This window comes from Alkalibacterium sp. s-m-28 (assembly GCF_054658175.1).
Window position 1 is genome coordinate 1 of record NZ_BAAGIQ010000028.1, and the last position, 25,112, is coordinate 25,112.

The window sequence follows — 25,112 nt, forward strand, 5'->3', positions numbered from 1 at the left end:
GAGATACAGAGTGTTGGTCTGTTCTCGCTGATTATGTAGGCAAAAACCAAAAGTCAAGTAATAAGCATAAAAATGTGAAAAAATTTAAAAAAAGAAAATAAGTGGAGGGAAAACTCAAAAGAGAAAACCCTAAATCCACTTATATAGAGCATCTATAGTTTCCTAGGTGTCTCATAAAATATAGGGAGGATTGTCATGGCAAAAGTAATGATAAACGCCTGTATTTATACTGGCGAAGGAAAAATCGACAACGGCTATATCCGCTTCACAGAGGAAATCACTGGTGTAGGTAAAATGGAAGCCTTTGAAGAAGAAGAAACGGATGAAGTACAGGATCTTGATGGAAAAATGATCATCCCAGGCTTTATAGACGTCCATAGTCATGGCGGATATGGAGTGGATGTGATGGATGCAGACGCTGACAAGATAGGTGAAATGGTCAATAAAATGCTTGAAGAGGGAATCACTTCTTACTTTGCAACAACGATCACTCAATCCGATGAGCAGATCGAAGCTGCTGTCAAAGCTGTAAAAGAGGCTGCTGAAAGCAATTCAGTCATCCAGGGTATTCATATTGAAGGACCATTCATATCAAAAGACTTTAAAGGAGCTCAACCGGAGGCTTTTATTCGACCAGCTCAACTTGATACGCTTAAAAAGTGGCAGGAAGAAAGCGGTGGGCTGATCAAACTGATCACTTATGCACCGGAGACTGGAGACATAGAGGAATTTGAAGAGTACTGTTCTGAAAATGGGATCGTTCTTTCAGCTGGACATTCAGGCGCTTCATACGAGGAACTGAAGGCATCTAAAGCCACACACATCACCCATCTCTTTAATGGTCAGAAAGGTCTGCATCATCGTGAGATTGGTGTCAGCGGCTATGGTCTACTTGAAAAAGAAGTGATGGTAGAGATGATTGTGGACGGCTATCACATCTCAGAGCCGATGGTCAGACTTGCTTACCAGACTAAAGGAGCGGACGGCATTCAGCTCATTACAGATTCTATGCGTGCGAAGGGCTTACCTGATGGAGAAAGTGAGCTGGGCGGACAAACTGTTACAGTTAAAGACAAGCAGGCGCGGCTTGAAAATGGGTCGCTCGCAGGCAGCGTCCTGACCTTCATTGATGCGTTCAGAAATATGATTGACTATACAGGCTGCTCTATAGAAGAAGCTGTTAAAATGAGTGCATTCAATCAAGCTAAAGAGTTTGGACTCAATAAGAAAGGTCAGCTGAAGCCAAGCTGTGATGCAGACCTGCTCATCATGGATGAAAATTTAACTATTTTATCTACTATCTCAGGAGGGAAGATACATGAAATCAACTAATAGCACTATCAAAATTATAAAAGTAAAAGATAGAAACGAAGGAGGGAAAAAGGCGTTTGAATTGATCAAAGAAGCGATTCAAAGTGGAGCGGAAGTGTTTGGACTTGCAACAGGAAGCACTCCTGAAACACTTTATAGAGAATTAAGAGAAAGTGATCTGGATTTTTCAGATAAGACAGCCATCAATCTGGACGAATATATTGGTTTATCAAAAGATCACCCTCAGAGTTACCATACTTTTATGAAAAAACAGTTATTCGATTATAAGCCATTCAAGCAGACATTTATACCGGATGGACTTGGAGATGAAAACACAGAGCCGGAAAAGTACGATAAAATAATTGATGCTCATCCGATCGATGTTCAGATACTCGGGATCGGAACAAATGCACATATCGGATTCAATGAACCGGGAACACCATTTGATAGTAAGACGCACAAAGTTACTCTGACACAGGAAACAATCGATGCTAACAAACGCTATTTCGATTCCGAAGAAGATGTACCAAGACATGCTTTCTCTATGGGGATTAAATCTATTATGTCTGCTAAGAAGATTATATTAATGGCATATGGTGAGAACAAGGCGGAAGCGATAGCGAGAACCGTCCACGGACCTGTAACAGAAGAAGTTCCTTCGAGTATTCTTCAGACACATCCTGATGTCGTTATCATAGTAGATGAGGAAGCTGCCAGTCAGCTGTAATATCGTCTCTTTTTTAGAAAGGAATGCAAATGACTAACAGAATTCCTGTATATATTGAAATGCACAATAAAATGAGACAAATGATTGTTTCAAATGAATGGAAAAAAGGGCAGAAGATACCCTCAGAAAGAGCGCTTGCTGAAACCTTTGGTGTAAGTAGAATGACAGCAAGACAAGCAGTGAGTTCGCTGGTAGAAGAAGGGCTGCTTGAAAGACGAAGGGGTGCCGGTACATTTGTGGCTTCTGATAAAGTCCGGGAAAAACTGAGCGGCATACCAAGTTTTACAGAAACCATAGAACAGCTCGGAAAACAGCCATCGAGCACATTGGTGTCTTATTACTCAAAGCGGGCCAGTGAAAGTGAAGCTGAAAAACTTCAGCTCGGTCGGGGAGAAGCAGTTCTGGTCATGGAGAGGATTCGTTATGCAGACGGGGAACCGATCTGCTTTGAGGTGGCCACTCTTCCTCAGCGGATCGTCGAGAAATTCAGTAAAGAACAGCTGACTCGTCATCTATACCGCACTCTATCAGAAGAGGGGTTTGAAGTAGCCAGAGCCGAGCAAACTATCTCGGCGACATGGGCCTCTGAAAAGGTAGCAGACCTGCTTCATATTAAGAGGGAAGCCCCTATCCTGAGACTTAGACAGGTCAGTTACACACAAAATAATGAACCTTTTGAATATGTACGTGCCCAGTACGTAGGGGCAAGATATGAGTTCTTTCTGGAGGCAACGAAATAAAAAGTGAAGACAGACCCGGTACAAGGGGGCTGTCTTCACTTTTTCTATATATCGGGTAATGGATCAGTCTGTAATCGTATCATTTCTAGATTCATCTGTGGTATCATCTGAACTGTTGTCGTTCTCAAGAGGAAGATCTTCGTCTATTCCAGTCTCAAGAACATCTTCCAGTTCCAGATGGGCCTGCAGTTCTTCCTGAACAGCGAGCAGGCTTTGTTCATAAGGCCGGTATACATACAACTCATGACCATATTCCGGGAAGTAGACAAAATCTTCTGTACCGGCGATCTCTATGGATTCTACACTCTGTGCAGCTGGTCTGTAGTTTGATGCAACAGACATGATCTGCTGTCCCGTCATATTGGTCTGCATATTGGGACGAATCGCATTAAGGATGGGGGTCAGATTAGCAATCGAACCGAAAGAGAGTAATTTATCTGCCAGGGCTTCGATGACCTGACGCTGTCTTTCCTGTCGACCGAAATCACCGCGTGGATCCTGCTTCCGCATTCTGGCGTAGCCGAGTGCTTGTTCTCCGTCAAGTTTCTGCATACCTTCTTCGATCTCTATGGCATTTAAGGTTTCCTCACTGTCCTGTACGGTAAAGGACAGCGGGGAGTCAACAGTAATACCTCCTACAGCATCTACTAAATCGACCAGACCGTCAAAATTTAACGTTACATAGAAGGATAAGGGAATGGCCAGGTAGTCTTCAATATAATCGATAACACCAGAAATGCCGTAAATGGCATGAAGGGCGTTCATTTTTTCCTGCCTGTCACTGTTTGGCAAGGTGATAAGTGTATCACGCGGGATTGAAACGATTTTCGTTGATTCCTGCCCTGGGTTCAGCGTAATAACCATCATGGAATCAGAGCGGCTCGATACGTCATCTTCGTCCAGTCCGAGAGCGAGAATCGAAATCGGGTGCATAGCTCTGATCGATTCATCACTTTCTGAAGTATCCCTCAGTTCTTCGGGAGTATCTTCAGAGACATCTGCCAGGAGCTGAACGATTTGATAGCCATAGTATCCTGAAAAGGTGCCGACTACAATGGCAAGAGCTATGACAGCAGTCAGCAAGCTACGTTTAACCCATAATTTTCGTTTTTCTTTTTGTGTCTGTCTGTCTGATTGCATAGAGCCCTCTTTTCTAAAACAGGAATGTGTGTTATTAATAAGTTTAATTCAAGTTGTTTTTAATTGCAATTGGGATTTTTCCATACAGGATGCTATAATTATATAAAATGTTTAAAGAAATGAGTAGGAATATGTATAATATGTTTATTGTGCTGATGGTTTGTATATTTACCATGATCAGCACCCTGATTTTAACACCGGTCTTCAAAGTCGTCGCCAGGGCATTCAATATACTGGATGTCCCTGAAGAACGAAGAGTGCATGATAAAGTTATGCCGACGATGGGAGGCATCACTATTTTTATTGCTTTCTTTTTTTCATCATTCTTTCTCCTGCCTATTCCGTATATTCAGATCGTTCCACTTTTCGCTGGAGCATCGGTGATTGTCATCACCGGGATGATCGACGATAAATATGAGTTGAAGCCTCTGGTTAAGCTGATTGGGATAATCACTGCTGCAGGGCTCGTATACGGGCTTGGGGATGTGGCTCTTGAAACGATGACGATACCTTACTTCGGGACCCTCTCTTTCGGTTCCTGGCAGATGCCCTTTACCATATTGTGGATCGTCGGTCTGACCAATGCAATCAACCTGATCGATGGACTGGATGGGTTAGCAAGTGGTATTTCTATGATTGCCCTGCTTACTATGGGAGTTATCGGATTTTTCTTCCTCACCGTTGAAGAAGTTTCGGTTTCGATCATGACATTCGTCCTGGTAGCGGCGATAGCAGGTTTCTGGCCATATAATTTTCAGCCGGCCAGTATCTTTCTAGGAGATACGGGGGCATTGTTCCTCGGATTCATGATCGGTGTATTCTCCCTTCAAGGGTTGAAAAATGCCACTCTTATCTCCCTTATCCTTCCAATCATTATTTTAGGGATTCCTGTCACGGACACGCTGTTTGCCATGATAAGAAGGAAATTGAACAGGCAGTCGATTTCAACTGCGGATAAAAATCATATTCATCATCGTCTGATGTCTCTGGGCTTATCACACAGGCAGACAGTACTCGCTATCTACTGTGTATCTGCTATTTTTTCAGTAATCGCCATGCTTTATAATTTTTCAACACTGATCGGGTCGATTCTTCTGACTATTTTCGTCATGTTGGGTGTCGAGCTCTTTGTAGAAATCATAGGGCTTGTGGGAGAAGACCGTCGTCCGCTATTAAAAAAGCTGAAAGATTTCGGCAGGAAACTGAACGGGGAAGACTAGTGCTGTCCAGTTAATAGTCTTTTTTCAAGAACAGGATGTAAACTTTTCTTCGAAAATAAATAAATCACGTTTCCAGTTCAGTAGATAATAGTACTTACTGATCTGAAAACGTGATTTTTATTGTATCATGAATATGAAACATTTATGACAGTTCAAGGTCAGTCTGATGAATCTCCAGCTCCAGATGCCTCTTCGCTGGAACTGCTGGTCTGAGTTTCTGATCTGTCTTCAGACAAACTAGACTGATCAACTTTTTCTGTACGGTTCAGGGAATCCTGAAGTGCGGACTGGATTGCAGTGAAGCTCTGAGGCTGAATCCTAACCAGGTCCATGTCTCTTTCAATATAACTTGACCATTCAAATACATGTGATTCAACAGTAAACGCCTGGTTCAACCCAGTCTGGGCAATAGCTGTCATATCTCTCATTCTCATGTTCGTACGCATGTTGCTTCCCACTGTCTCAGCAATAGCTGTATATTTGGAAATTGACTGAAATTCAAGAGCTTTCTGAATGATCGCTTCAATAATCAGCTGCTGGCGATGACCACGTGCAACATCATCATCGATTTTTCGTGTTCGAGCTAAAGCCAGGGCTTCTTCTCCGTTAAGGTTTTGGACCCCTTTTTCGAGTTGGATCGCTCCGGACTGATCGGAAGAGTCCATTTCAGTGATCGTGACAGGCACTTCCATTTCGATACCGCCAAGTTCGTCAATAATATCTAAAAAGGCATTAAAATTGAAGGTAGCATAGTAGTGGACAGGGACGTCCAGCCATTCTTCGATCGTCTGGACCATGACGCTTTCTTCGCCGATTGCATAAGCGGCATTGATTCGGTCCCATCGAACGACTGTGCCGTTTCTCATGATCGGCACATAGGTGTCTCGTGGAATGGACAGCATATTCATTTCATGTGTTAAAGGGTTTAAAGTAGCATATATGATGGAATCTGCTCGAGTGGATTGAAGGCCACGCACTTCGTCGTTATCGATTCCCATGAAAAGAAAAGAGACCGGCTGATCGATAGGGTTGACTTCTTCAACTGGTTCCGGCCTGTCGATTTCTACGAATGAAGCATCGATTTCATTTTCGATCGTGGCAAATAAATGTGCAACATACATAGCTCCTATGAGAATGACAGTAAATAATGGAATAAGGATCCCTAGAATAATTCGCTGCTTTTTCTTTTTCTGACGATGATTTGAAAACATTCTAGAATTTGGTTTTAATTTACTCACTTTACTGTCTCCTTCGATGCCTTACTATAATTAAAAAAAGTAATCCTGTATTATTATCGGCTGAATGACCGTAAGTGTCAAGAGACTCAAAGAAAATAACAGTCTGATTTGCTCACTTTTCACGATTTATTCTTATTTTAGACATCTATAGGCACTTCAACCCATGCCTCAGCCCCGTTAGACTGAGAAAACTGGGCACTGGTCCACTCAGTGATTTCTTCTTCGAATGTATGGATACGTTCACTCTCGACTAGGCAGGTAAATGTGACCTGGTCAGTATAGTCAATGGATTCCAGACGATAAGTAGACTGATGGAGAGCATTCTGCAACCTGCCGCTCATCGGATATGAAACGGTGATCTGTATAAACTGGTGGCGTCTCTTTTCGACAATACCGAGCTCTTTGAGTGTTTCGCTAACAGCACTGCTGTAGGCTCTGATTAGACCTCCAGCTCCAAGTTTAATCCCGCCGAAATAGCGGGTCACCACTGCTGAAACATTCTGAAGATTATTTTTTTTCAGGACTTCAAGCATTGGCACACCGGCGGTTCCGCTGGGTTCGCCATCATCAGATGCCCGTTGTATCATTCCATCTTCACCTATGAGGTAGGCCGAACAGTTATGATTAGCTTTCCAGTGCTCTTTCTTCAGCGTATCGATAAACTGCTGGGCCTCCTCTTCGGTCTCTGTTCGTGCTAATGTGCATATGAAGCGTGATTTTTTTATAATCAGCTCATACTGGCCGTTCTGTTTCAAAGTTCGAAAGTTTTTCATACTCAGGTCCCTTTCAATTCGTTCTTGTGTTAGTGTATAATAGAAGTCAGTCTTTTATATGAGACGTAGTCAGCCAGGAATGGGCTGAATGAGTCTACCAGGTCAACTCATATAATAGGAGGTGAAAAATTAAATATGCGTATTGCAATTGTAACAGATAGCACGGCGTACTTAAATGAACAGGAGTACAAAGAGGGAAATATTCATTTTGTACCTTTATCCTGTATCTTTGGGAAAAAAGTATATAAAGAAGAAATCGATATGACTACGGATGAATTCTTTGAAAAAGTTAGAGAAGCCGAACAGCTGCCGACGAGTTCGCAGCCTACTGTAGGGGATTTCACGGCTTTGTATGAAAGTCTGCAAGATGACTATGATGCAATCATCAGTATCCATCTGTCAAGCCGGATTTCGGGGACTTTCCAGAACGCGCTCAGCGTTGCGAAATCTATACAAGGTATTTCAGTCCATCCGGTTGATTCAGGTCTGGCAGGAGCAGGACTGGCTTTTCAGGTCAAGGAAGCTGCACGAATGGCCAAGCTGGGTAAATCAGTAAACGATATTATTGAGCGTATGGAAGAACTGAAATCAGAGACTGAAATCTATTTCGTTGTCGATGATCTGACAAATCTTATAAAAGGTGGACGTCTGTCTAAAACTGCCGGGGGCGTCGCGACATTGCTTAAGATAAAACCTGTTCTCACGATGAGAGCTGGAGAGATTATTCCATTCGACAAAATCAGAACCAAGAAAAAAGCAGTCAGAAAGATGGAGAGTGTCTTTGAAGAGTCTGTGAAAAACTCTCATTTTCCTATTCAGGCGACTGTTGTCCACGCCTACTGTGAAGAAGAAGCCAGAGAATTCATGGCATCCTTGGAAGAAAAGTATCCGACTGTCCGCTTCAACTTCAGTTTTCTGGGACCCGTCGTCGGCGTTCATACTGGCGAAGGAGCTATCGGAATGTCCTGGACGAAAGATTACTCCAGAATGTAAGCCACAGCATTTATATATTTATTCAAAGGTCACCCAAAGTGGTGGCCTTTTTTCGTGAGTTTTAAAATAGACGGACAATATATTAGTTAGCGGAAAACTATGATAAAAAGAGGAGGTAAGATAGGTGGACCTGACTAATCTGATTGGCAGGGAACTTCTGCTCAGTGATCTGCTCACTGAGTATACAGAAAGTGACCTCTCTGGGTGTACATTCCGGCCGGCATTTCATATAGTTAAAAGACGAGCTCAGTGCAGTCGGTGTGGCTCTTTCTCCAAACTTACTGAAAGATACCCGTGTATCTGCGGGAACAATTGTATCTACTGTAGGTACTGCATTCAGCTGGGAAAGGTGAGAGCATGCGATAAACTAGTGACCTGTGAAGCGGCAGATTTGTTTTCAAAAAAGCCCGTACCCTATTTGAAATGGCAGGGGAGTTTGTCGGAGCAGCAGGAAAAGGCATCTAAAGAAATTGTTCTCTCTATTAAAGAATATACAGATCGTGTGGTATGGGCCGTTACTGGAGCTGGTAAAACAGAGATGCTGTTTAAAGGAATCAGTGAGGCATTGGAGGCGGGAAAGAGAGTCTGCGTGGCTTCACCCAGAATAGATGTCTGTCTGGAACTGGCTCCAAGGATTCAAGCAGCCTTTCCTGATATTCAGACTGCTCTGCTTTATGGAGGAGAGGAGTCTGTCTATATCTACACTCAGCTGGTGATTGCAACGACACATCAGCTCCTTCGATTTAAGGAGGCTTTTGACGTACTGATTATAGATGAAATTGACGCCTTTCCTTATTATCAGAATGAAGGACTGTACTATGCATCAGAAAAGGCAATTAAAAAACAGTCCAGTACTATTTATCTGACGGCTACACCTGACAGGAAGCTGCAGAGAAAAATTGCAAAGGGTCAGATCGAAGCCAGTATCCTGCCTGCGCGCTATCACGGCTACCCGCTTCCTGTGCCGAAAATCATCAGGGGAAAAGACATATTTTCTATGAGTGATATATCCGCCTCCAAAGTCTGCAGACAGATTCTGATGCTTATTTCTCGGGGACAGAAGTTTCTGCTGTTCATCCCGACCATCAGACTGATGGATAGCATTCTGCCAGCTCTAAGACGATTTTTCAGTACCACCAGATTTGAAAGTGTCCATGCTCAGGATCCATTCAGAAAAGAAAAAGTAGAGTCCATGCGGAAAGGAGAGCTGCAATTTTTGATAACAACCACTATACTCGAAAGAGGCGTAACATTCAAAAATATCGATGTCATCGTTCTCGCTGCCGACCACGATGTCTACACGGAATCGGCTCTTGTACAGATTGCAGGAAGGGCCGGTCGGTCTGCTGACTATCCTGAAGGCAAAGTGACTTTTTATCTTGAAGAGTGGACCAGATCCTCCAAGGGAGCAGTACAACAGATCAGACAGATGAACAGACAAGCAGAAAAGAAAGGACTCCTCTTATGAGCAGATGTAAATGGTGCGGGACGATTCATTCGAATACCCTGACAATACATGCGCTGGTCCGCTTTGAACTGCAACCCGACACCTTATGTTTTCAGTGCAGAGAGAAACTGGAGAGTCTGAATGATCAACTGACGTGCAGAGGATGCAGCCGTATTCAAGACAAGACCGATTATTGCCTGGATTGTCTAAGCTGGCAGAAGACATATCAGGGACACATCCATATTCACGAGGCAATGTACGCTTACAACGAATTCGCCAGCCAGATCATCGAACAGTTCAAGTTCACAGGTGACTGCGTCATTGCCGAACTGTTCGTTAAAGAAGTAAGAGAGTATTTCAGAAAAATAGGACAGACAGCGTTGATTATTCCCATTCCTGTATCCAAAGAAAGTTATTCTGCCAGGGGGTTCAACCAGACAGAGCTACTTCTGGCTGTCTCGGGAGTCACGTACAATTCAGTTTTGGTAAACAGATATCAATGTGGAAGACAGTCAGGAAAAAACAGGAAACAGCGTCTTGAAAGTCCGCAGCCCTTTGATATAGATCCCTGTCATGGCGGACTGATTAGAGGGAAACCAGTTGTGCTGGTAGATGATATCTACACTACTGGTCGGACAATTTATCATGCCTTAGACCTGATTCTTCCGATGGAGCCTTCTTCTATCCGGTCCTTTTCACTATTCAGATAATGAAGAGAAGTCCAGATACAATTTCGTTGAGAAAGTAATCGCTCTCATGTATAATTGAAATAAGCAATAAAGGAATATAATTGCTTGATGATAATATTGGTTGTATAATTACAACTTATATTATACTAGATTTGGAAGGGTGAAGTATTATGCTTAGATACAATGTTAGAGGAGAAAACATTGAGGTGACTCAGGCAATTAGAGAGTATGTGGAGAAAAAGGTAGGGAAAATCGAGAAATATTTCAAGGATGTTCCTGAAGCTAATGCACACGTCAATCTGAAGACATACTCTGACAAAACAGCAAAAGTAGAAGTTACTATACCACTTCCGTATGTTGTCCTTCGTGCAGAGGAAACTTCCCCAGATTTATATGGAAGCGTAGATTTAGTCATTGATAAACTGGAAAGACAAATGAGAAAATATAAAACTAAAATCAATAGAAAAAACCGCCGTTCCCAGGGCGTAGATGCGCCGCAGCCGGTCGATTCGGACTTATGGGCAGATCTGAACATTGAAGGCGACGAAGAAGAATTGAGCGCATCGATCGTCAGAACAAAACGTCTCAGTCTGAAACCGATGGATGCAGAAGAAGCGGTGCTTCAAATGGACATGCTGGGACATAACTTCTTCATTTTTGAAGATGCAGATACTAATGGAACAAGCATCGTATATAAACGTAAAGACGGAAAATATGGACTGATCGAAACAGATTGATTCATCGTTTCCAAAGGCGGGCAGCATGTCCGCCTTTTTTATGAACAAAAACAGAACACTGCTGTGGATATAAACTCTCAAGCCTTTTTTTTGCAGGATAATAGTGGTATGATAATAAAGTATGAGAAAATCCGGAAGTGTACGAAGAATCAACGAATAGAGGAGATTTGTATTCATGGCTCATTTATTAAAGCAGATTTTTGAGAACGATAAAAAAACGTTACGTCGATATGGGAAAATCGCCGATAAAATTGAAGCATTGTCAGCCGATATGGAAGCACTGTCTGACGATGAACTGAAAGCTAAAACAGAAGAGTTTAAAAAGAGGTATTCTGCTGGAGAATCCCTGGATGATCTGCTGGTAGAAGCCTTTGCATCTATCAGAGAAGGAGCGAGAAGAGTCCTGGGGCTTTATCCATTCAGAGTTCAGCTAATGGGGGGGATTGCTCTTCACGAAGGAAATATCGCCGAGATGAAAACCGGTGAAGGTAAAACACTGACAGCGACTATGCCTGTATACCTCAATGCAATTTCAGGGGAAGGAGCTCACGTTGTTACAGTCAATGACTACCTGGCTACACGTGATGCTGATGAAATGGGTGAACTTTACCGTTGGATGGGACTGACTGTCGGGCTGAATCTGAACTCGAAATCATCTGAAGAAAAACGAGAAGCCTATAAATGCGATATCACCTATTCTACAAACAATGAACTGGGATTCGACTATTTAAGAGACAACATGGTTGTGTATAAAGAACAGATGGTTCAGCGTCCTTTGAACTTTGCGATCCTGGATGAGGTCGACTCGATCCTCGTTGATGAAGCGAGAACACCTCTGATCATATCCGGTCAGGCCAACCGTTCGACTTCTTTCTATACGCGCTGTGACTTCTTCGTAAAAGGCTTGAAAGAAGAGGAAGACTACACAATCGATCTTCAGTCCAAATCGATTTCCCTTACTGAAGAAGGGATTGAAAAGGCTGAGAAGACTTTCCGTGTCTCCAACTTGTACGACATCGAAAACCAGGCCTTAGTGCATCACCTGGATCAGTCATTGAGAGCAAACTTTATCATGCACAAGGACTTCGATTATGTTGTTGACGAAGGTGCAGTAAAAATCGTTGACCAGTTTACGGGTCGTATCATGGAAGGGCGTCGTTACTCTGACGGACTTCACCAGGCGATCGAAGCGAAAGAAAATGTGGAGATCCAGAAAGAATCCAAAACTATGGCCACGATCACGTTCCAGAACTACTTCCGTATGTACAAGAAGCTGTCGGGGATGACGGGTACTGCCAAGACAGAAGAAGAAGAATTCAGAGAAATCTACAATATGAATGTTGTAGCTATTCCGACGAACCGACCGCTTATCCGTGACGACCGTGACGATCTTCTATATCCGACTCTTGAGAGTAAATTCAATGCAGTGGTTCAAGACATCAAAGAACGTCATGCCAAAGGTCAGCCAGTACTTGTCGGTACGGTTGCAGTTGAAACATCAGAACTGATCAGCAAGCTGCTTAAAAAAGCCGGTGTGCCTCATGAAGTACTGAATGCTAAAAATCACTTCAGAGAAGCTGAAATTGTCGTAAATGCTGGACAGCCTGGTGCGGTAACGATCGCAACAAATATGGCTGGTCGTGGTACTGACATCAAACTGGGACCTGGAGTCAAAGAACTCGGGGGACTGGCAGTTATCGGGACAGAACGTCACGAATCCAGACGTATCGATAATCAGTTGCGTGGACGTGCCGGCCGTCAGGGAGATCCAGGAGTATCACAATTCTACCTCTCTCTTGAAGACGATCTTATGAAACGATTCGGTTCAGAACGTATCCGCATGGTTCTCGAGCGGTTAAAAATTGCAGAAGACGATGCTGTGATCCAGAGTAAAATGATTAGCCGACAAGTGGAATCAGCTCAGAAGCGTGTGGAAGGGAACAACTATGATACCCGTCGTAATGTTTTGAAATACGATGATGTCATGAGAGAACAGCGTGAAGTCATTTATTCTCAGCGTCAGGAAGTGATTCTGGAACAGGAATCACTTGGTTATGTCACGCTTCCGATGATCAGAAGAACGATCGAGCGTTATGTTCAGCTGAATACTCAGCAGGAAGACAGAACGAAATGGAATCTGGCACACATTGAAGAATTTGCGCATACTGTACTTGTTCATCCAGAAGACCTGACACAGGATGACCTTAAAGGTAAGTCGGCTTCTCAGATCACTGACCTGCTAGTCGATTTGGCCCGTGCCAATTACGATGAGAAAACATCTCAGCTTAACGGTAAGGAACAGGTCCTTGAATTTGAGAAAGTGGTTATCCTTAGAGTCGTTGACCGTAAATGGACGGATCATATCGACCAGATGGATCAGCTGCGTCAAGGAATCGGACTGCGTTCATATGGACAGTTCAATCCACTGACCGAATATCAGCAGGAAGGTTTTACTCTGTTTGAGGAAATGATTGGAGAGATCGAGTACGAAGTGACTCGTCTGCTGATGAAATCTCAAATCAGACAGAACCTGCAAAGAGAACAGGCTACACCTAATGGCGGGAAGAAACAGAATGTCCGTCGAAAAAATAAAAAACCAACCTATTCTCACGATGAAGATACACATACGAGAATGGGATAAGAAGAATAGTGGGAGAAAGGAACGGATAACACTATCTGTTCCTTTTCCTTACGATTAAATGGAGGATGACTATGGAAATTAGTGAAATGTCTCAAAAATTAACTTCAGCCAAACAGAAGGTTGAAGACTTCAGGGGGTCTCTTTGACTTAGAGACGCTGGAAACAGATATAGCAGAGTATGATCATATGATGGCGGACCCCGATTTCTGGAACAACCAGGAGTCTGCCCAGAAAGTCATCAAAGAAGCAAATGAAGTGAAAAGTGTATACCAGTCATTCGCATCACTCGAAGCAAAAACTGAAGAAGTAGAACTTCTAATGGACATGCTAAGGGATGAAGATGATCCGGATATAAGAGAAGAAATAGAAATGACATTATCAGAGCTTGATAAAGCAGTCGAGCAGTTTGAGCTGGATATGCTGCTTAGCGAGCCGAATGACAAGAACAATGCGATTATCGAGCTTCATCCTGGTGCCGGCGGAACGGAATCTCAGGACTGGGGTGAAATGCTTTACCGCATGTATACACGCTGGATCGATAAGAAAGGCTTCAGTTATGAGGTGCTTGAATACCAGAGTGGTGATGAAGCTGGTATCAAGAGTGTGACCCTGTTGGTTAAAGGAATGAATGCATATGGTATGCTGAAAGCTGAAAAAGGGGTCCACCGTCTAGTGCGGATCTCTCCATTTGATTCAAGTGGTCGCCGTCACACGTCATTTGTCTCAATTGATGTGACACCTGAAATCAATGATGATATTGATATCGAGATCAACCCGGATGATATAAGAGTCGATACATTCAGAGCGAGTGGAGCAGGAGGACAGCACATCAACAAAACAGAGTCAGCTGTCAGAATCACTCATAAAGAAACAGGACTTGTCGCATCCAGTCAGGCTGGACGATCACAGCTGGCTAACAGAGAAACAGCTATGAATATGCTGAAAGCTAAACTGTATCAGAAAGAAATGGAAGAGAAACAGAAAGAAATGGATGAAATAAGAGGAGAACAAAAAGAAATAGGGTGGGGTTCGCAGATCAGATCCTATGTGTTCCATCCTTACTCGATGGTGAAGGATCACAGGACAAATTACGAGACGGGTAATACTGATGCCGTTATGGACGGGGATCTGGATCCGTTTATCGAGTCTTATCTTCGAGCCTCAATGAATCGCTCTTAAATTACCTGTTTATTATAATCAGGGATAAATATGCATATAAAAGAATGGTACGGATGAAAATCGGATCATTCTTTTATTGTTATTGTTCAGAATTTAGTACTAAGTAAAATTATAGGGCTGGACAGCAGACATTTTCAGCAGCATTTGAAAAGATAAATAGAACTCCTCGCCTGATTTAAATATTCATTAATATAAGTATTATTAGGTAGCAAGTGAACAGTTATCAATATGTCCTGAATTGTCAAAAATCGGACATAATTATATGTCAAACGTGTATTTATGTATGTAACAAACGATTTGGTTTGTTAATCCCAAAAAAAAAGAATATCCGTTGTGTTTATAATATAATTTCCCATTTATGATTAAAATAAAGTTAAAAGTGGGGAGGTGTGTTGAATTAGGTTATATAAAACATGTTATTTACACTATAATAATACGATTTCCTTACAATGAAATATTTTTGTAATTGTTTTAAAACAGACATCTGTTTTCCCGATGATATACTAATGAAGGCTGGAATAAGCCACACACATAGCAGACCAGAAGTTAAGAAGTTAAAATTTCAATAGATAGGTGATTATTTAATGATAGAAATGACTAATGTCTACAAAAAGTACCCTAATGGCATCACTGCTATAAATGGTCTCGATGTAAGAATCGACCAAGGTGAATTTGTATATGTTGTAGGTCCAAGTGGAGCGGGTAAATCTACTTTTATAAAAATGATTTACAGAGAAGAAGTTCCAACTAAAGGAAATGTAAAAGTAGGGGAATTTGACTTAGTGAAACTGAAAGCTAAGAAAGTACCTTTCCTCAGAAGACATGTCGGCGTGGTCTATCAGGACTTTAAACTCCTGCCAAGACTGACCGTATATGAGAACGTCGCTTATGCGATGCAGGTTGTTGGTAAAAATCCGAAACAGATTCAGAAACGTGTACTGGAAGTCCTCGATCTTGTTGGACTGAAACACAAAGTTCGCATGTTTCCAAATGAACTGTCCGGTGGAGAACAGCAGCGTGTAGCGATTGCTCGAGCAATTACTAATATGCCGCGAGTGCTAATCGCAGACGAACCGACGGGTAACTTAGACCCTGAAACAGCATGGGGGATTATGGATTTGCTTGAAGAAATCAACAATCGGGGAACAACGGTCATCATGGCAACGCACAACAGTGACATTGTGAACCGAGTAAGGCATAGAGTACTGGCAGTTGAAAACGGCCGTATTGCCCGTGACCAGGAAGAAGGGGGATACGGATATGAAAGCTAGAACATTCTGGAGACATATTAAAGAATCATTTAAAAGTATTAAACGTAACGGATGGATGACTTTCGCGGCGGTCAGTGCAGTTGCAGTTACCCTGCTTCTTGTAGGGAGTTTCATCGCAATCCTGATGAACGTCAATAAACTTGCAACAGATGTTGAAGAAGATGTTAGTGTCAGAGTTTATATCGATCTGGCAGCTGAAGAAGAAGATCAGGAAGCTCTGCAGCAGAACCTTGAAGAGCTGGATGAAGTGGAACAGGTTGTATTCTCAAGCAGAGATGACGAACTGAGTCAGGTTATCGGAAGTTACGGTGACGAATTTGGTCTGTTTGAGGGTGATGACAACCCGCTTCACGATGTGTTCATCGTCAATACCGCAGCACCTGAAGTTACATCGGACGTAGCTGACCAGACTGAAGACATGAACTTTGTAGCGGATGTAAACTATGGCGGTGCGACGGCTGACCGATTGTTCGAAGTCATGGCTACTGTGAGGAATGTCGGAGCAGTTATCATTGTTGCACTGATTTTCACAGCTGTCTTCCTAATTGCGAACACGATAAGGATGACGATTTTCTCAAGAAGAACCGAAATCGAGATCATGAAACTAGTTGGTGCGACAAACTGGTTCATCCGTTGGCCGTTCCTCATTGAAGGAGCGCTTATCGGGTTTATCGGAGCACTGATACCAGTTTCAATCATCTCTTATATTTATCTTAGTGGATTTGATACCATCATGACTTATCTGTCAGGAACCTATTTTGCCTTACTGGAACCAAATCCGTTCCTGATTCAGCTAGTTGCACTTCTTCTGATGATCGGTGTCGTCATTGGTAGTGTCGGATCATCACTATCCATCAGAAAATTCCTGAAAGTTTAAGATCATTTAAGGAGAGGGGCTTCCCTCTCGTACATATAAAAACAAAATAGCAGAGAAGAGGCAGACAGACGTGGATATTAGAAGTAAATTTAAGAATGCGATTGTAGCAGGGATAATTGGAATGACTGTGTTGAGTGGAATACCGTTTAAAGCAGAGGCTACTCCTCTTACAGAAGGGGACTACTCTGAACAAATGGACGCTCTTGATTCGAAGGAAGAAGAAGCAGAACAGAGACTGAAAGAAATTGCTGAAAAAATCGAAGCGACTGAAAAGGAAGCTGAAGAATTGGTTCAGCAGCTTCAGGAAACAACCGACGAACTGCAGGCAATTCAGAAAGAAATAAGTACCGTTTCTAAACAGATTGAACAGAGAGAAGAGCAGCTTCAGTCTCAAATTCGTGCGTTGCAAGTCACTGGACAATCCGGAAATGTTCTCAGATTTATTTTAGATTCCGAGTCACTTGGCGATGCGTTCGGGCGTATCGATGTGGTGAACACCCTGTTTTCTGCGAACCAGAATCTTATGGAAAAACAGATAGAGGACAAAGAGCTGATTGCAGCAAATGAACGTCTGACTATCAAAAAACAGGAAGAACAGACTCTTTTGGCTGCCAACCTGGAAAATTCTAAAGTTCAGCTGGAAGAAAATCAAGCCGAGCAGGAAATGATGATGGCTGCCATTGCAGCAGAACGCTCCCAAGTAAGAGAAGAAAGAGAAGCATTCTTAGCACAGCAGCGTGAAAGTCAGCGTCGTCTGGAAGAAATTCAGACATCAAGAACAGCTGCTGAATCAGCGGCTCCAGTCAATGTGTCACAGGCGACTGAGGAAGAACAGGTCAGTACTAGTTCTTCCAGCAAGCCAGCTGAAGAAAAAGCAGAGCCTGCAGCACCAGCCGCATCAGGTGGGGTGATCAGTAACGCACATAGTCTGACAGGATCCCCTTATTCATATGGCGGTACGACACCTGCAGGATTCGACTGTTCAGGTTATACCCAGTTTGTTTTCCGTCGTGCTGGAAGAAGCATTCCAAGAAGTGCAGCAGCACAGTTCGGAGCCAGCAGACGTGTTTCATTGTCAGAAGCGCAGCCTGGGGATCTGATTTTCTTCAACCAGTCAGGTTCAGTCGACCACGTAGGTATTTACCTTGGTGGGGGCCGCTTTATTGGTGCACAGACTTCCACTGGCGTAGCAGTAGCTTCATTTACATCAGGTTACTGGTCTAACTATGTAGCAGGTTTTGGACGTCCATAAATTATTTAAACCTTTCATTCATCGATTATTATCGATAAGTGAAAGGTTTTTTTATTTATCCTCAAGTTTTTGTCAGAACAGGCCCCTATTTTCCAAGTGGGTATGATAAAATGATGAAGAGAAAGAAAAGAAGGGATGACCAGCATGACCGTATTGCAAAATATTCTACTCGCACTAGTTTTATTCATCTTACAGCCGACCTTTCTTGTCGGAACAGCACTTGTCTTTATAGCGAAAAGCAGACGTTTCAAGTACGCACGTCATCAATTAAGAGCAAGCATATACAAGGACCATTATGAACTGAAGCGATTCTTCTTATGGGGACTGATACCAGGGGCCATCCTGTCTGCTGTTTCTTTCATTGCGGGGCTTCCGGTCAGTCTTGACTGGATCATTGCCTATCAGATCGTTACGCTGCTCATGCTTGGTTTCGGCTACCGTTTTCTTCATCCGGTATTTACGTTCAGTCTCTCAGCATTACTGATTCTTGCTCTGGGTTTTTTCGTGCCAGAGAATATGAGTCTCACAGTAATTGTCGGTCAGTTCAACAGCCCGCTCATACAAGGAGACAGTTTGTCTTTTCAGGGGCTGCAACCGATATTGGGACTGGTTATCCTAGTTTTACTGAGCACGATTCTTACTCTTCATATAGCTAAAATCAATCAGTTTACTCCACGCTTTCTGAAAACGAAGCGAGGAAAACTCGTTGCCCGATACCGTATGACACCATTATGGCTGATTCCTCTAGTGGTTGTCGTTCCCGGGACTACCTTCACCCAACTGTTTGACTGGTGGCCTGTTTTTTCAATCGGCGGTCAGCCCTATTCATTTCTGATCCTGCCTGTTCTGGTAGGCTTCAGGTATACAGTACAGGCTCAGATGCCGACACAGGCTAAGAACTTGCTGGTAAAAGACTTTGTCAGCTTATCCGTCATAGGCGTCATCCTGTTTGCACTAACTTTCTGGCAGGTTGAACTAGCAGCTGTAGGATTAGCTGTCCTTCTCCTTGGTGGAGTGATTGTGCTTTATAGACACAGACTTCGGGAAAGGAAATGGAACTTCCGGTTTGGACCTGCTGAAGAAGGCCTGCGTGTAGTAGCCGTAAGACCCGGCAGTCCTGCCGAAAAAATGGACATTGAAATTGGGGATACGATACTGGAGTCCAACCAGAAAAAACTTGAACGTGCGGAAGATTTTACCGAATCCCTCTTTCTGAGCCGCTCCTACTGCAAGCTTAAGATAATACGTATTGATGGTGAGCTGGTCATGACAGAAACCGCACTGTATGAAAACGATCCTCATGATCTCGGTGTTGTTCTCCTGGAAGAAATTAGTTTGGTTAAATAAATGATGTCCACAGGTTGGATTCAATGGTGACAATTTGAGATAAAATTAAAACAGCATGGTTCTGATCTTTCCTGCAGTTATTCAGGAAGTCAGGACCGTGCTGTTTTTGTCTGCACATTAAGAGCAATATAGAACCGGAGAATATTTTATTACAGACGTGTTTATTAAAGGCTTGATAAATTGCAAATACATGGTAAAATGAACATATGAAAAGTTATTCATATGTTAAAAATACGTATTATGTAAAAGGAGAATGTCTATGTCCCTTTCCGGTGAAACAATCAGCGAAGTGACTGATCTGTTTAAAGCATTAAGTGATCCTGGACGTCTAAAAATAATTTATACACTTTCTGATTCTGAAATGAGCGTGACTGAACTGGCTGAAAGCCTTGAGGTTGAACAATCATCGCTCTCTCACCAGCTCAAGATACTGAAAAATGTCCGGCTTGTTGGTGTTAGAAGAGAAGGCAGAAAAAGGGTGTATTCTCTAGCTGATGACCATGTCTATAACATACTCACACAAGTCATATCCCATGCAAATGAAAAGAGGTAATCATATGATTACGTATAAGATCAAAGGACTGCACTGCGGGAACTGCAGTACCGAACTGGAGACAAGAATCAATGCGAGTCAGCACGATGCAGCAGTCAGCATTGATTATGATCACAGAGAGCTCACTGTGGATGAAAGTAAAGCGGACCTAAAGGCAATTTTTAAAATACTGGAGTTTAATAAACTGACATTAATTGACAGTCATGAGGAGACTGATCCAACTGATCATCAGCATGGACATCACGGCCACGATCATCATGGACTGACAGGCATAAAGAGTCAGTCAGCAACAACTAAAATCACGGTTGTTTTCTATTTGAACCTCATGTTCTCGATTCTCGAATTTATTTTTGGCTTTCTTTTTAATAGTATGGCCATCGTCAGTGATGCCGTTCATGACTTAGGTGATGCTTTATCCGTTGGGGCAGCAGGCTATTTTGAAAGACTGTCAGGTAAAGAAGCTAATGACCAGTACAGTTTCGGCCATCAGCGCTTTTCCCTTCTTGGAGCTCTGCTTACATCTGTTGTTCTAATTGGTGGGTCTGCACTTGTTATTTTTCATTCTGTTCCACGTATCTTTTCGCCGGAACCAGTCAATTATCAGGGGATGTTATGGCTGGCGATAGCTGCAATTGGAGCGAACGGCTTTGCTGCGTGGCTCATGAGTAAAGGACACTCACATAACGAATCCCTTATCAATCTGCACATGATCGAAGACTTACTGGGATGGCTTGGTGTATTGGCAGTCAGCATCACTTTGCATTTTACCGACTGGTATTACCTTGATCCTCTTTTATCGGTAGCGGTTGCTCTCTTCATTATGATCAAGACCTGGCCGTTATTCAAAGAGACGATTCAAGTCTTTCTTGAAGCTACACCCAAAAATATCTCTAGGCCGACAATTGAAGAGCTGCTCATACGGTCTGAAGAAGTAACGAATATCAGTCACCTTCATATCTGGTCAATCGACGGGCGGGAACATGCACTGACAGTCACATTAAGTACAGGCTGCTCTGATCAGAAGCGACTCGAAGAGGTCAAGACAAGCATCAGACAGGAACTGGTCAAGAAGAATATTACTCACAGCACAATCGAGTTTGTTTATGACCCAGCTGACATTCTGAAAAAAAGATTTGAAAACGGGTAAGATAGTTGTTAGTATAAAGTAACTTTAGGCACAAACAGGGGGAGATACATTATGGGAATGCATGAATATTTTAAAAGTTTAAGTGATCTGGAAAAAATATACCGCTGCCCGGGAAAGTTTAAGTTCGAGGAACATTCTGTTGCCTCACATTCATTCAAAGTCACAAAAATTGCTCAGTTTCTGGGGACAGTAGAAGAATATCACGGCAATGAAATCAACTGGAAAGCCTTGTATGAAAAAGCACTTAATCATGACTACGCCGAGATTTTTATTGGGGACATTAAAACGCCTGTCAAATATGCCGATCCGGACTTAAGAGAGCGGCTGGCAAACGTAGAAGAATCAATGACGCATCATTTCATTGAGCAGGAAATTCCTAAAGAGTTTCAGGCGATATACTATGAACGTTTGAAAGAAGGGAAAGATGATACCCTTGAAGGAAAAATTCTGTCAGTTGCAGATAAGGTCGATCTTTTATATGAGTCCTTCGGGGAAATTCAGAAAGGTAATCCAGAGAATCTCTTTACTGAAATCTATCAGGAGTCACTTGATACCATTCTGGAATTTAAAGAAATGGTCTCTGTAAAATATATTCTGTCTGAAATTCTGCCTGATCTGCTCAGCGGTGAATTTACAAATCAGTCGGAACTTGAGAAAATTTCAGAAAAAATACTCAAGCACCATAATATAGAACAAACATTCGCTTTAGGAGAGTGAGTGTGATATACTATCAGAGTAATTTGGAGGAAAGGGTACGCTCTTTCCTTTTTATGTACCGCCAGACCAAGTCAAATAGTCGAATATTCAGAATGAAAAACGTACAATAAAGATACCATGAGCGTGATAAATTAGATCAATGGCAAAGGAAGGCAATAGAATGGCAAACGATAAAATAGAAGTGAGAGGCGCAAGGTCGCATAATCTTAAGAATGTGGATGTGACGATTCCTAGAGACAAACTGGTTGTAATGACGGGGTTGTCAGGATCGGGAAAAAGTTCGCTGGCATTTGATACTTTGTATGCAGAGGGACAGCGGCGCTATGTTGAGTCGCTGTCCGCCTATGCTAGACAGTTCTTAGGTCAGATGGACAAACCTGACGTCGACAGCATAGAAGGGCTCAGTCCTGCAATTTCCATTGACCAGAAAACCACGAGTAACAACCCCCGTTCGACAGTAGGGACGGTTACTGAAATCAATGACTACCTGCGCCTGATGTATGCCCGTATAGGCAAGCCGATCTGTCCGAACGACGGCACTGAAATATCAAGTCAGTCCATCGAACAGATGGTTGATCGTATACTGGAGTATCCAGAACGCACACGTCTGCAGATTCTGTCTCCGATCGTCAAAGAGAAAAAGGGACAGCATAAAAAAGTGCTTGAGAAAATCAAAAGTGAAGGTTATGTCCGACTGAGAGTGGATAACGAAGTCATGGATATCGGCGATGAGATTGAACTGGATAAGAATAAAAAACATTCGATCGAAGTCATCATTGACCGTATCGTAGTAAAAGAAGGCATCCGTTCCCGACTGTTTGATTCTGTTGAAGCGGCACTGTCACTGGCAGACGGCTATGTCATAGCTGATATCATCGATCAAGAAGAGATTCTGTTCAGTGAACACTATGCCTGTCCAGTCTGCGGCTTTACTCTTCCGCCGTTAGAACCTAGACTGTTTTCATTCAATGCGCCATTTGGTGCGTGTTCTGAATGTGATGGTCTTGGAACAAAACTTGAAGTAGATGTTGATCTTGTGATTCCGGACAGAAGCCTGTCTCTGGATGATGGAGCGATACTGCCCTGGCAGCCGATCAGTTCCAATTATTATCCTCAGATGCTGTCCCAGGCATGTGATGCTTTTGACATTGATACAACTGTGCCTTTTGAGGCTCTGCCTAAGAAGAAACAGACTATCGTATTGAATGGATCAGGTACCAAGAAATTCCATTTTCATTATAAAAATGATTTTGGAAGTGTAAGAGACACAATGATTCCTTTTGAAGGAGTCCTGAACAACATTTCGAGACGATACCATGAAACTAACAGTGACTTTACCCGCAATCAGATGCAACAGTATATGACAGAACTGGAATGTCATGCCTGTCATGGGAAACGTCTTAACAGAGAGGCCTTGTCAGTCAAGGTTCGAGGAGAAGATATCGGAGATGTCAGCAGCTATTCAGTTGAAAAAGCACACACCTTTTTTGATGAGCTCTCTCTTTCTGACACAGATACGACAATCGCTGCCCCAATTAAGAAAGAAATCAAGGACCGGTTGTCCTTCCTTCGTAATGTCGGTCTGGATTATCTGACTTTGAATAGAAAAGCAGGAACTTTGTCAGGTGGAGAGGCTCAGCGTATTCGTCTTGCGACACAAATTGGATCGAATCTGTCCGGCGTTCTCTATATTCTTGATGAGCCGTCTATAGGGCTGCATCAGAGGGACAATAACCGGTTAATCGATTCCCTTAAAAAAATGAGAGATCTTGGTAACACCCTGGTTGTCGTAGAACATGACGAAGATACTATGCGGGCAGCTGACTATCTAATTGACATTGGTCCCGGTGCCGGAGAAAACGGGGGAGAAGTGGTTGCTATGGGTACGCCTGAAGAAATCGAACAGCATCCTGATTCTATCACCGGGGCATATCTATCCGGCAAGAAAGCCATTCCTGTCCCTGCTGAACGACGACACGAAGATCACGGGACGATTGAAATCAAAGGAGCGGCCGAAAACAACTTGAAAAATGTGGATGTCACTTTTCCTTTAGGACGATTCACAGCCGTCACAGGGGTATCCGGCTCAGGTAAAAGTTCATTGGTCAATGAGATACTGAAAAAGGCTCTGGCACGTGAAGTAGGGCGTTCCAAAGCTCGTCCTGGTAAATATAAGTCGATCAAAGGATATGAACAGCTTGAAAAAGTCATCGATATCGATCAGAGTCCAATCGGAAGAACACCTAGAAGTAACCCGGCGACCTATACGAGTGTATTCGATGACATCAGAGATTTGTTTGCCAAAACGAATGAAGCCAAGATGCGTGGATACAAAAAAGGACGCTTCAGCTTCAACGTCAAGGGCGGACGGTGTGAGGCGTGCAGAGGAGATGGCATACTGAAAATCGAGATGCATTTCCTGCCTGATGTATATGTTCCGTGCGAAATCTGTCACGGGACACGCTACAACTCAGAAACACTTGAAATAAAGTATAAAGGAAAGAATATTTCAGAAGTGCTCGGCATGACGATTGAAGAAGCCGTCGACTTTTTCTCTAATATTCCAAAAATCGAGCGGAAACTTCAGACGATTATTGATGTCGGCTTAGGCTATATGACTCTTGGTCAGCCCGCTACGACATTATCAGGAGGAGAAGCTCAAAGAATGAAGTTGGCCAGTGAGCTGCATAAACGTCAGAATGGCCACAACTTCTATATTCTAGATGAGCCGACGACAGGCCTGCATGCCGATGACATTGCCCGTCTGCTGGAAGTTCTCGACCGACTGGTTGAAGCAGGAAATACCGTTCTTGTTATCGAACACAACCTTGATGTCATCAAGGTAGCGGATCATATTATAGATCTGGGACCTGAAGGTGGAGCCGGTGGGGGAACGATTATTGCAACAGGTACACCTGAGGAAATCGCAGAGTGTGAAAAAAGTTATACGGGCCACTTCCTGAAATCTATCCTGGATAAAGTCCCGCAGTGAACTACCCACCACTTAAATCCTCCGGATTTTGAAGTGGGGGCTTCCTACGAACTCCATTCTTGTCTGCACAGATTTCATGCAGACAGAGGAATCGGATATGGGTAGGCTCAAAAGGCAGTCC

At 43.0% G+C, this 25,112-nt stretch carries 21 protein-coding genes; 18 read left to right on the forward strand and 3 right to left on the reverse strand.

Translation table 11 applies throughout. From position 1 onward, the window contains the following. Window positions 1–195 precede the first annotated feature (195 nt). The 3 genes from nagA to ACYQ4S_RS05480 are packed head-to-tail and all read left to right on the forward strand — an operon-like array spanning window position 196 to window position 2,778. The gene (gene nagA, locus ACYQ4S_RS05470; protein ID WP_346025261.1) at window positions 196–1,332 is read left to right on the forward strand and encodes an N-acetylglucosamine-6-phosphate deacetylase; all 1,137 of its coding nucleotides are present in this window, start codon (window positions 196–198) and stop codon (window positions 1,330–1,332) included. A 7-nt stretch (window positions 1,333–1,339) separates the two neighbouring features. Next, a complete protein-coding gene (locus ACYQ4S_RS05475; RefSeq protein WP_459769922.1) occupies window positions 1,340–2,038 on the forward strand; it encodes a glucosamine-6-phosphate deaminase in 699 nt (232 codons plus the stop codon). A gap of 29 nt (window positions 2,039–2,067) precedes the next feature. Further along, window positions 2,068–2,778 carry a GntR family transcriptional regulator gene (locus ACYQ4S_RS05480; RefSeq protein ID WP_091265206.1) on the forward strand — a complete coding sequence of 237 codons (711 nt, stop codon included), beginning with the start codon at window positions 2,068–2,070 and terminating at the stop codon, window positions 2,776–2,778. A 63-nt stretch (window positions 2,779–2,841) separates the two neighbouring features. Here the strand turns inward: ACYQ4S_RS05480 and ACYQ4S_RS05485 are convergent, their stop codons facing one another. Beyond that, the gene (locus ACYQ4S_RS05485) at window positions 2,842–3,918 is read right to left on the reverse strand and encodes an LCP family glycopolymer transferase (RefSeq protein ID WP_346025263.1); all 1,077 of its coding nucleotides are present in this window, start codon (window positions 3,916–3,918) and stop codon (window positions 2,842–2,844) included. Between the two features lie 131 nt (window positions 3,919–4,049). Between ACYQ4S_RS05485 and ACYQ4S_RS05490 the strand changes: the two genes are divergently transcribed. After that, a complete protein-coding gene (locus tag ACYQ4S_RS05490; protein WP_459769897.1) occupies window positions 4,050–5,138 on the forward strand; it encodes a glycosyltransferase family 4 protein in 1,089 nt (362 codons plus the stop codon). Between the two features lie 158 nt (window positions 5,139–5,296). Here the strand turns inward: ACYQ4S_RS05490 and ACYQ4S_RS05495 are convergent, their stop codons facing one another. Both ACYQ4S_RS05495 and ACYQ4S_RS05500 read right to left on the reverse strand, forming a co-directional pair. Continuing rightward, window positions 5,297–6,376 (reverse strand): LCP family protein, encoded by a 1,080-nt coding sequence (locus ACYQ4S_RS05495; RefSeq protein ID WP_346025265.1) that lies wholly within the window; start codon window positions 6,374–6,376, stop codon window positions 5,297–5,299. A 137-nt stretch (window positions 6,377–6,513) separates the two neighbouring features. Continuing rightward, window positions 6,514–7,149: a YigZ family protein gene (locus tag ACYQ4S_RS05500; RefSeq protein ID WP_459769899.1), complete on the reverse strand. Its 636-nt coding sequence runs from the start codon at window positions 7,147–7,149 to the stop codon at window positions 6,514–6,516. 135 nt (window positions 7,150–7,284) lie between these two features. Here ACYQ4S_RS05500 and ACYQ4S_RS05505 point away from each other — a divergent pair, with 135 nt between their 5' ends. From ACYQ4S_RS05505 to uvrA, 14 genes are all read left to right on the forward strand, one after another. Continuing rightward, entirely contained in the window at window positions 7,285–8,142 is an 858-nt protein-coding gene (locus ACYQ4S_RS05505) for a DegV family protein (protein ID WP_459769901.1), read from the forward strand. Window positions 8,143–8,578: 436 nt separating this feature from the next. Then, window positions 8,579–9,610 (forward strand): DEAD/DEAH box helicase, encoded by a 1,032-nt coding sequence (locus tag ACYQ4S_RS05510; RefSeq protein ID WP_459769903.1) that lies wholly within the window; start codon window positions 8,579–8,581, stop codon window positions 9,608–9,610. Next, on the forward strand, window positions 9,607–10,299 hold the full coding sequence (locus tag ACYQ4S_RS05515; RefSeq protein ID WP_459769905.1) for a ComF family protein: 693 nt from the start codon (window positions 9,607–9,609) through the stop codon (window positions 10,297–10,299). The genes ACYQ4S_RS05510 and ACYQ4S_RS05515 overlap by 4 nt, the downstream gene beginning before the upstream one ends. Before the next feature lie 149 nt (window positions 10,300–10,448). Further along, window positions 10,449–11,015 (forward strand): ribosome hibernation-promoting factor, HPF/YfiA family, encoded by a 567-nt coding sequence (gene hpf / locus ACYQ4S_RS05520; protein ID WP_459769907.1) that lies wholly within the window; start codon window positions 10,449–10,451, stop codon window positions 11,013–11,015. A 175-nt stretch (window positions 11,016–11,190) separates the two neighbouring features. After that, window positions 11,191–13,656, forward strand: coding sequence for a preprotein translocase subunit SecA (gene secA, locus ACYQ4S_RS05525; RefSeq protein ID WP_459769909.1), 2,466 nt, complete (start codon window positions 11,191–11,193; stop codon window positions 13,654–13,656). 71 nt (window positions 13,657–13,727) lie between these two features. Then, window positions 13,728–14,835 (forward strand): peptide chain release factor 2 gene (gene prfB / locus ACYQ4S_RS05530; protein ID WP_459769911.1). Its coding sequence is split into 2 segments (ribosomal slippage): window positions 13,728–13,799 and window positions 13,801–14,835, totalling 1,107 coding nucleotides; the frame shifts between segments, so codons are not numbered across the junction. 584 nt (window positions 14,836–15,419) lie between these two features. Beyond that, a complete protein-coding gene (ftsE, locus tag ACYQ4S_RS05535) occupies window positions 15,420–16,106 on the forward strand; it encodes a cell division ATP-binding protein FtsE (protein ID WP_346025273.1) in 687 nt (228 codons plus the stop codon). Beyond that, the gene (gene ftsX / locus ACYQ4S_RS05540; RefSeq protein WP_346025274.1) at window positions 16,096–16,983 is read left to right on the forward strand and encodes a permease-like cell division protein FtsX; all 888 of its coding nucleotides are present in this window, start codon (window positions 16,096–16,098) and stop codon (window positions 16,981–16,983) included. Before ftsE ends, ftsX begins: the two co-directional genes overlap by 11 nt. 70 nt (window positions 16,984–17,053) lie before the next feature. Then, window positions 17,054–18,235: a C40 family peptidase gene (locus tag ACYQ4S_RS05545; RefSeq protein WP_346025275.1), complete on the forward strand. Its 1,182-nt coding sequence runs from the start codon at window positions 17,054–17,056 to the stop codon at window positions 18,233–18,235. 144 nt (window positions 18,236–18,379) lie between these two features. Then, window positions 18,380–19,582, forward strand: coding sequence for a PDZ domain-containing protein (locus tag ACYQ4S_RS05550; protein WP_459769914.1), 1,203 nt, complete (start codon window positions 18,380–18,382; stop codon window positions 19,580–19,582). A gap of 259 nt (window positions 19,583–19,841) precedes the next feature. Next, on the forward strand, window positions 19,842–20,135 hold the full coding sequence (locus ACYQ4S_RS05555) for an ArsR/SmtB family transcription factor (protein WP_459769916.1): 294 nt from the start codon (window positions 19,842–19,844) through the stop codon (window positions 20,133–20,135). Between the two features lie 4 nt (window positions 20,136–20,139). After that, window positions 20,140–21,282, forward strand: coding sequence for a cation diffusion facilitator family transporter (locus ACYQ4S_RS05560; protein ID WP_459769918.1), 1,143 nt, complete (start codon window positions 20,140–20,142; stop codon window positions 21,280–21,282). Window positions 21,283–21,333: 51 nt separating this feature from the next. Beyond that, window positions 21,334–21,999: a YfbR-like 5'-deoxynucleotidase gene (locus ACYQ4S_RS05565; RefSeq protein WP_346025279.1), complete on the forward strand. Its 666-nt coding sequence runs from the start codon at window positions 21,334–21,336 to the stop codon at window positions 21,997–21,999. A 160-nt stretch (window positions 22,000–22,159) separates the two neighbouring features. Further along, complete coding sequence (uvrA, locus tag ACYQ4S_RS05570; protein ID WP_459769920.1) at window positions 22,160–24,991, forward strand: excinuclease ABC subunit UvrA; 2,832 nt, start codon at window positions 22,160–22,162, stop codon at window positions 24,989–24,991. The last annotated feature ends 121 nt before the right edge of the window (window positions 24,992–25,112 follow it).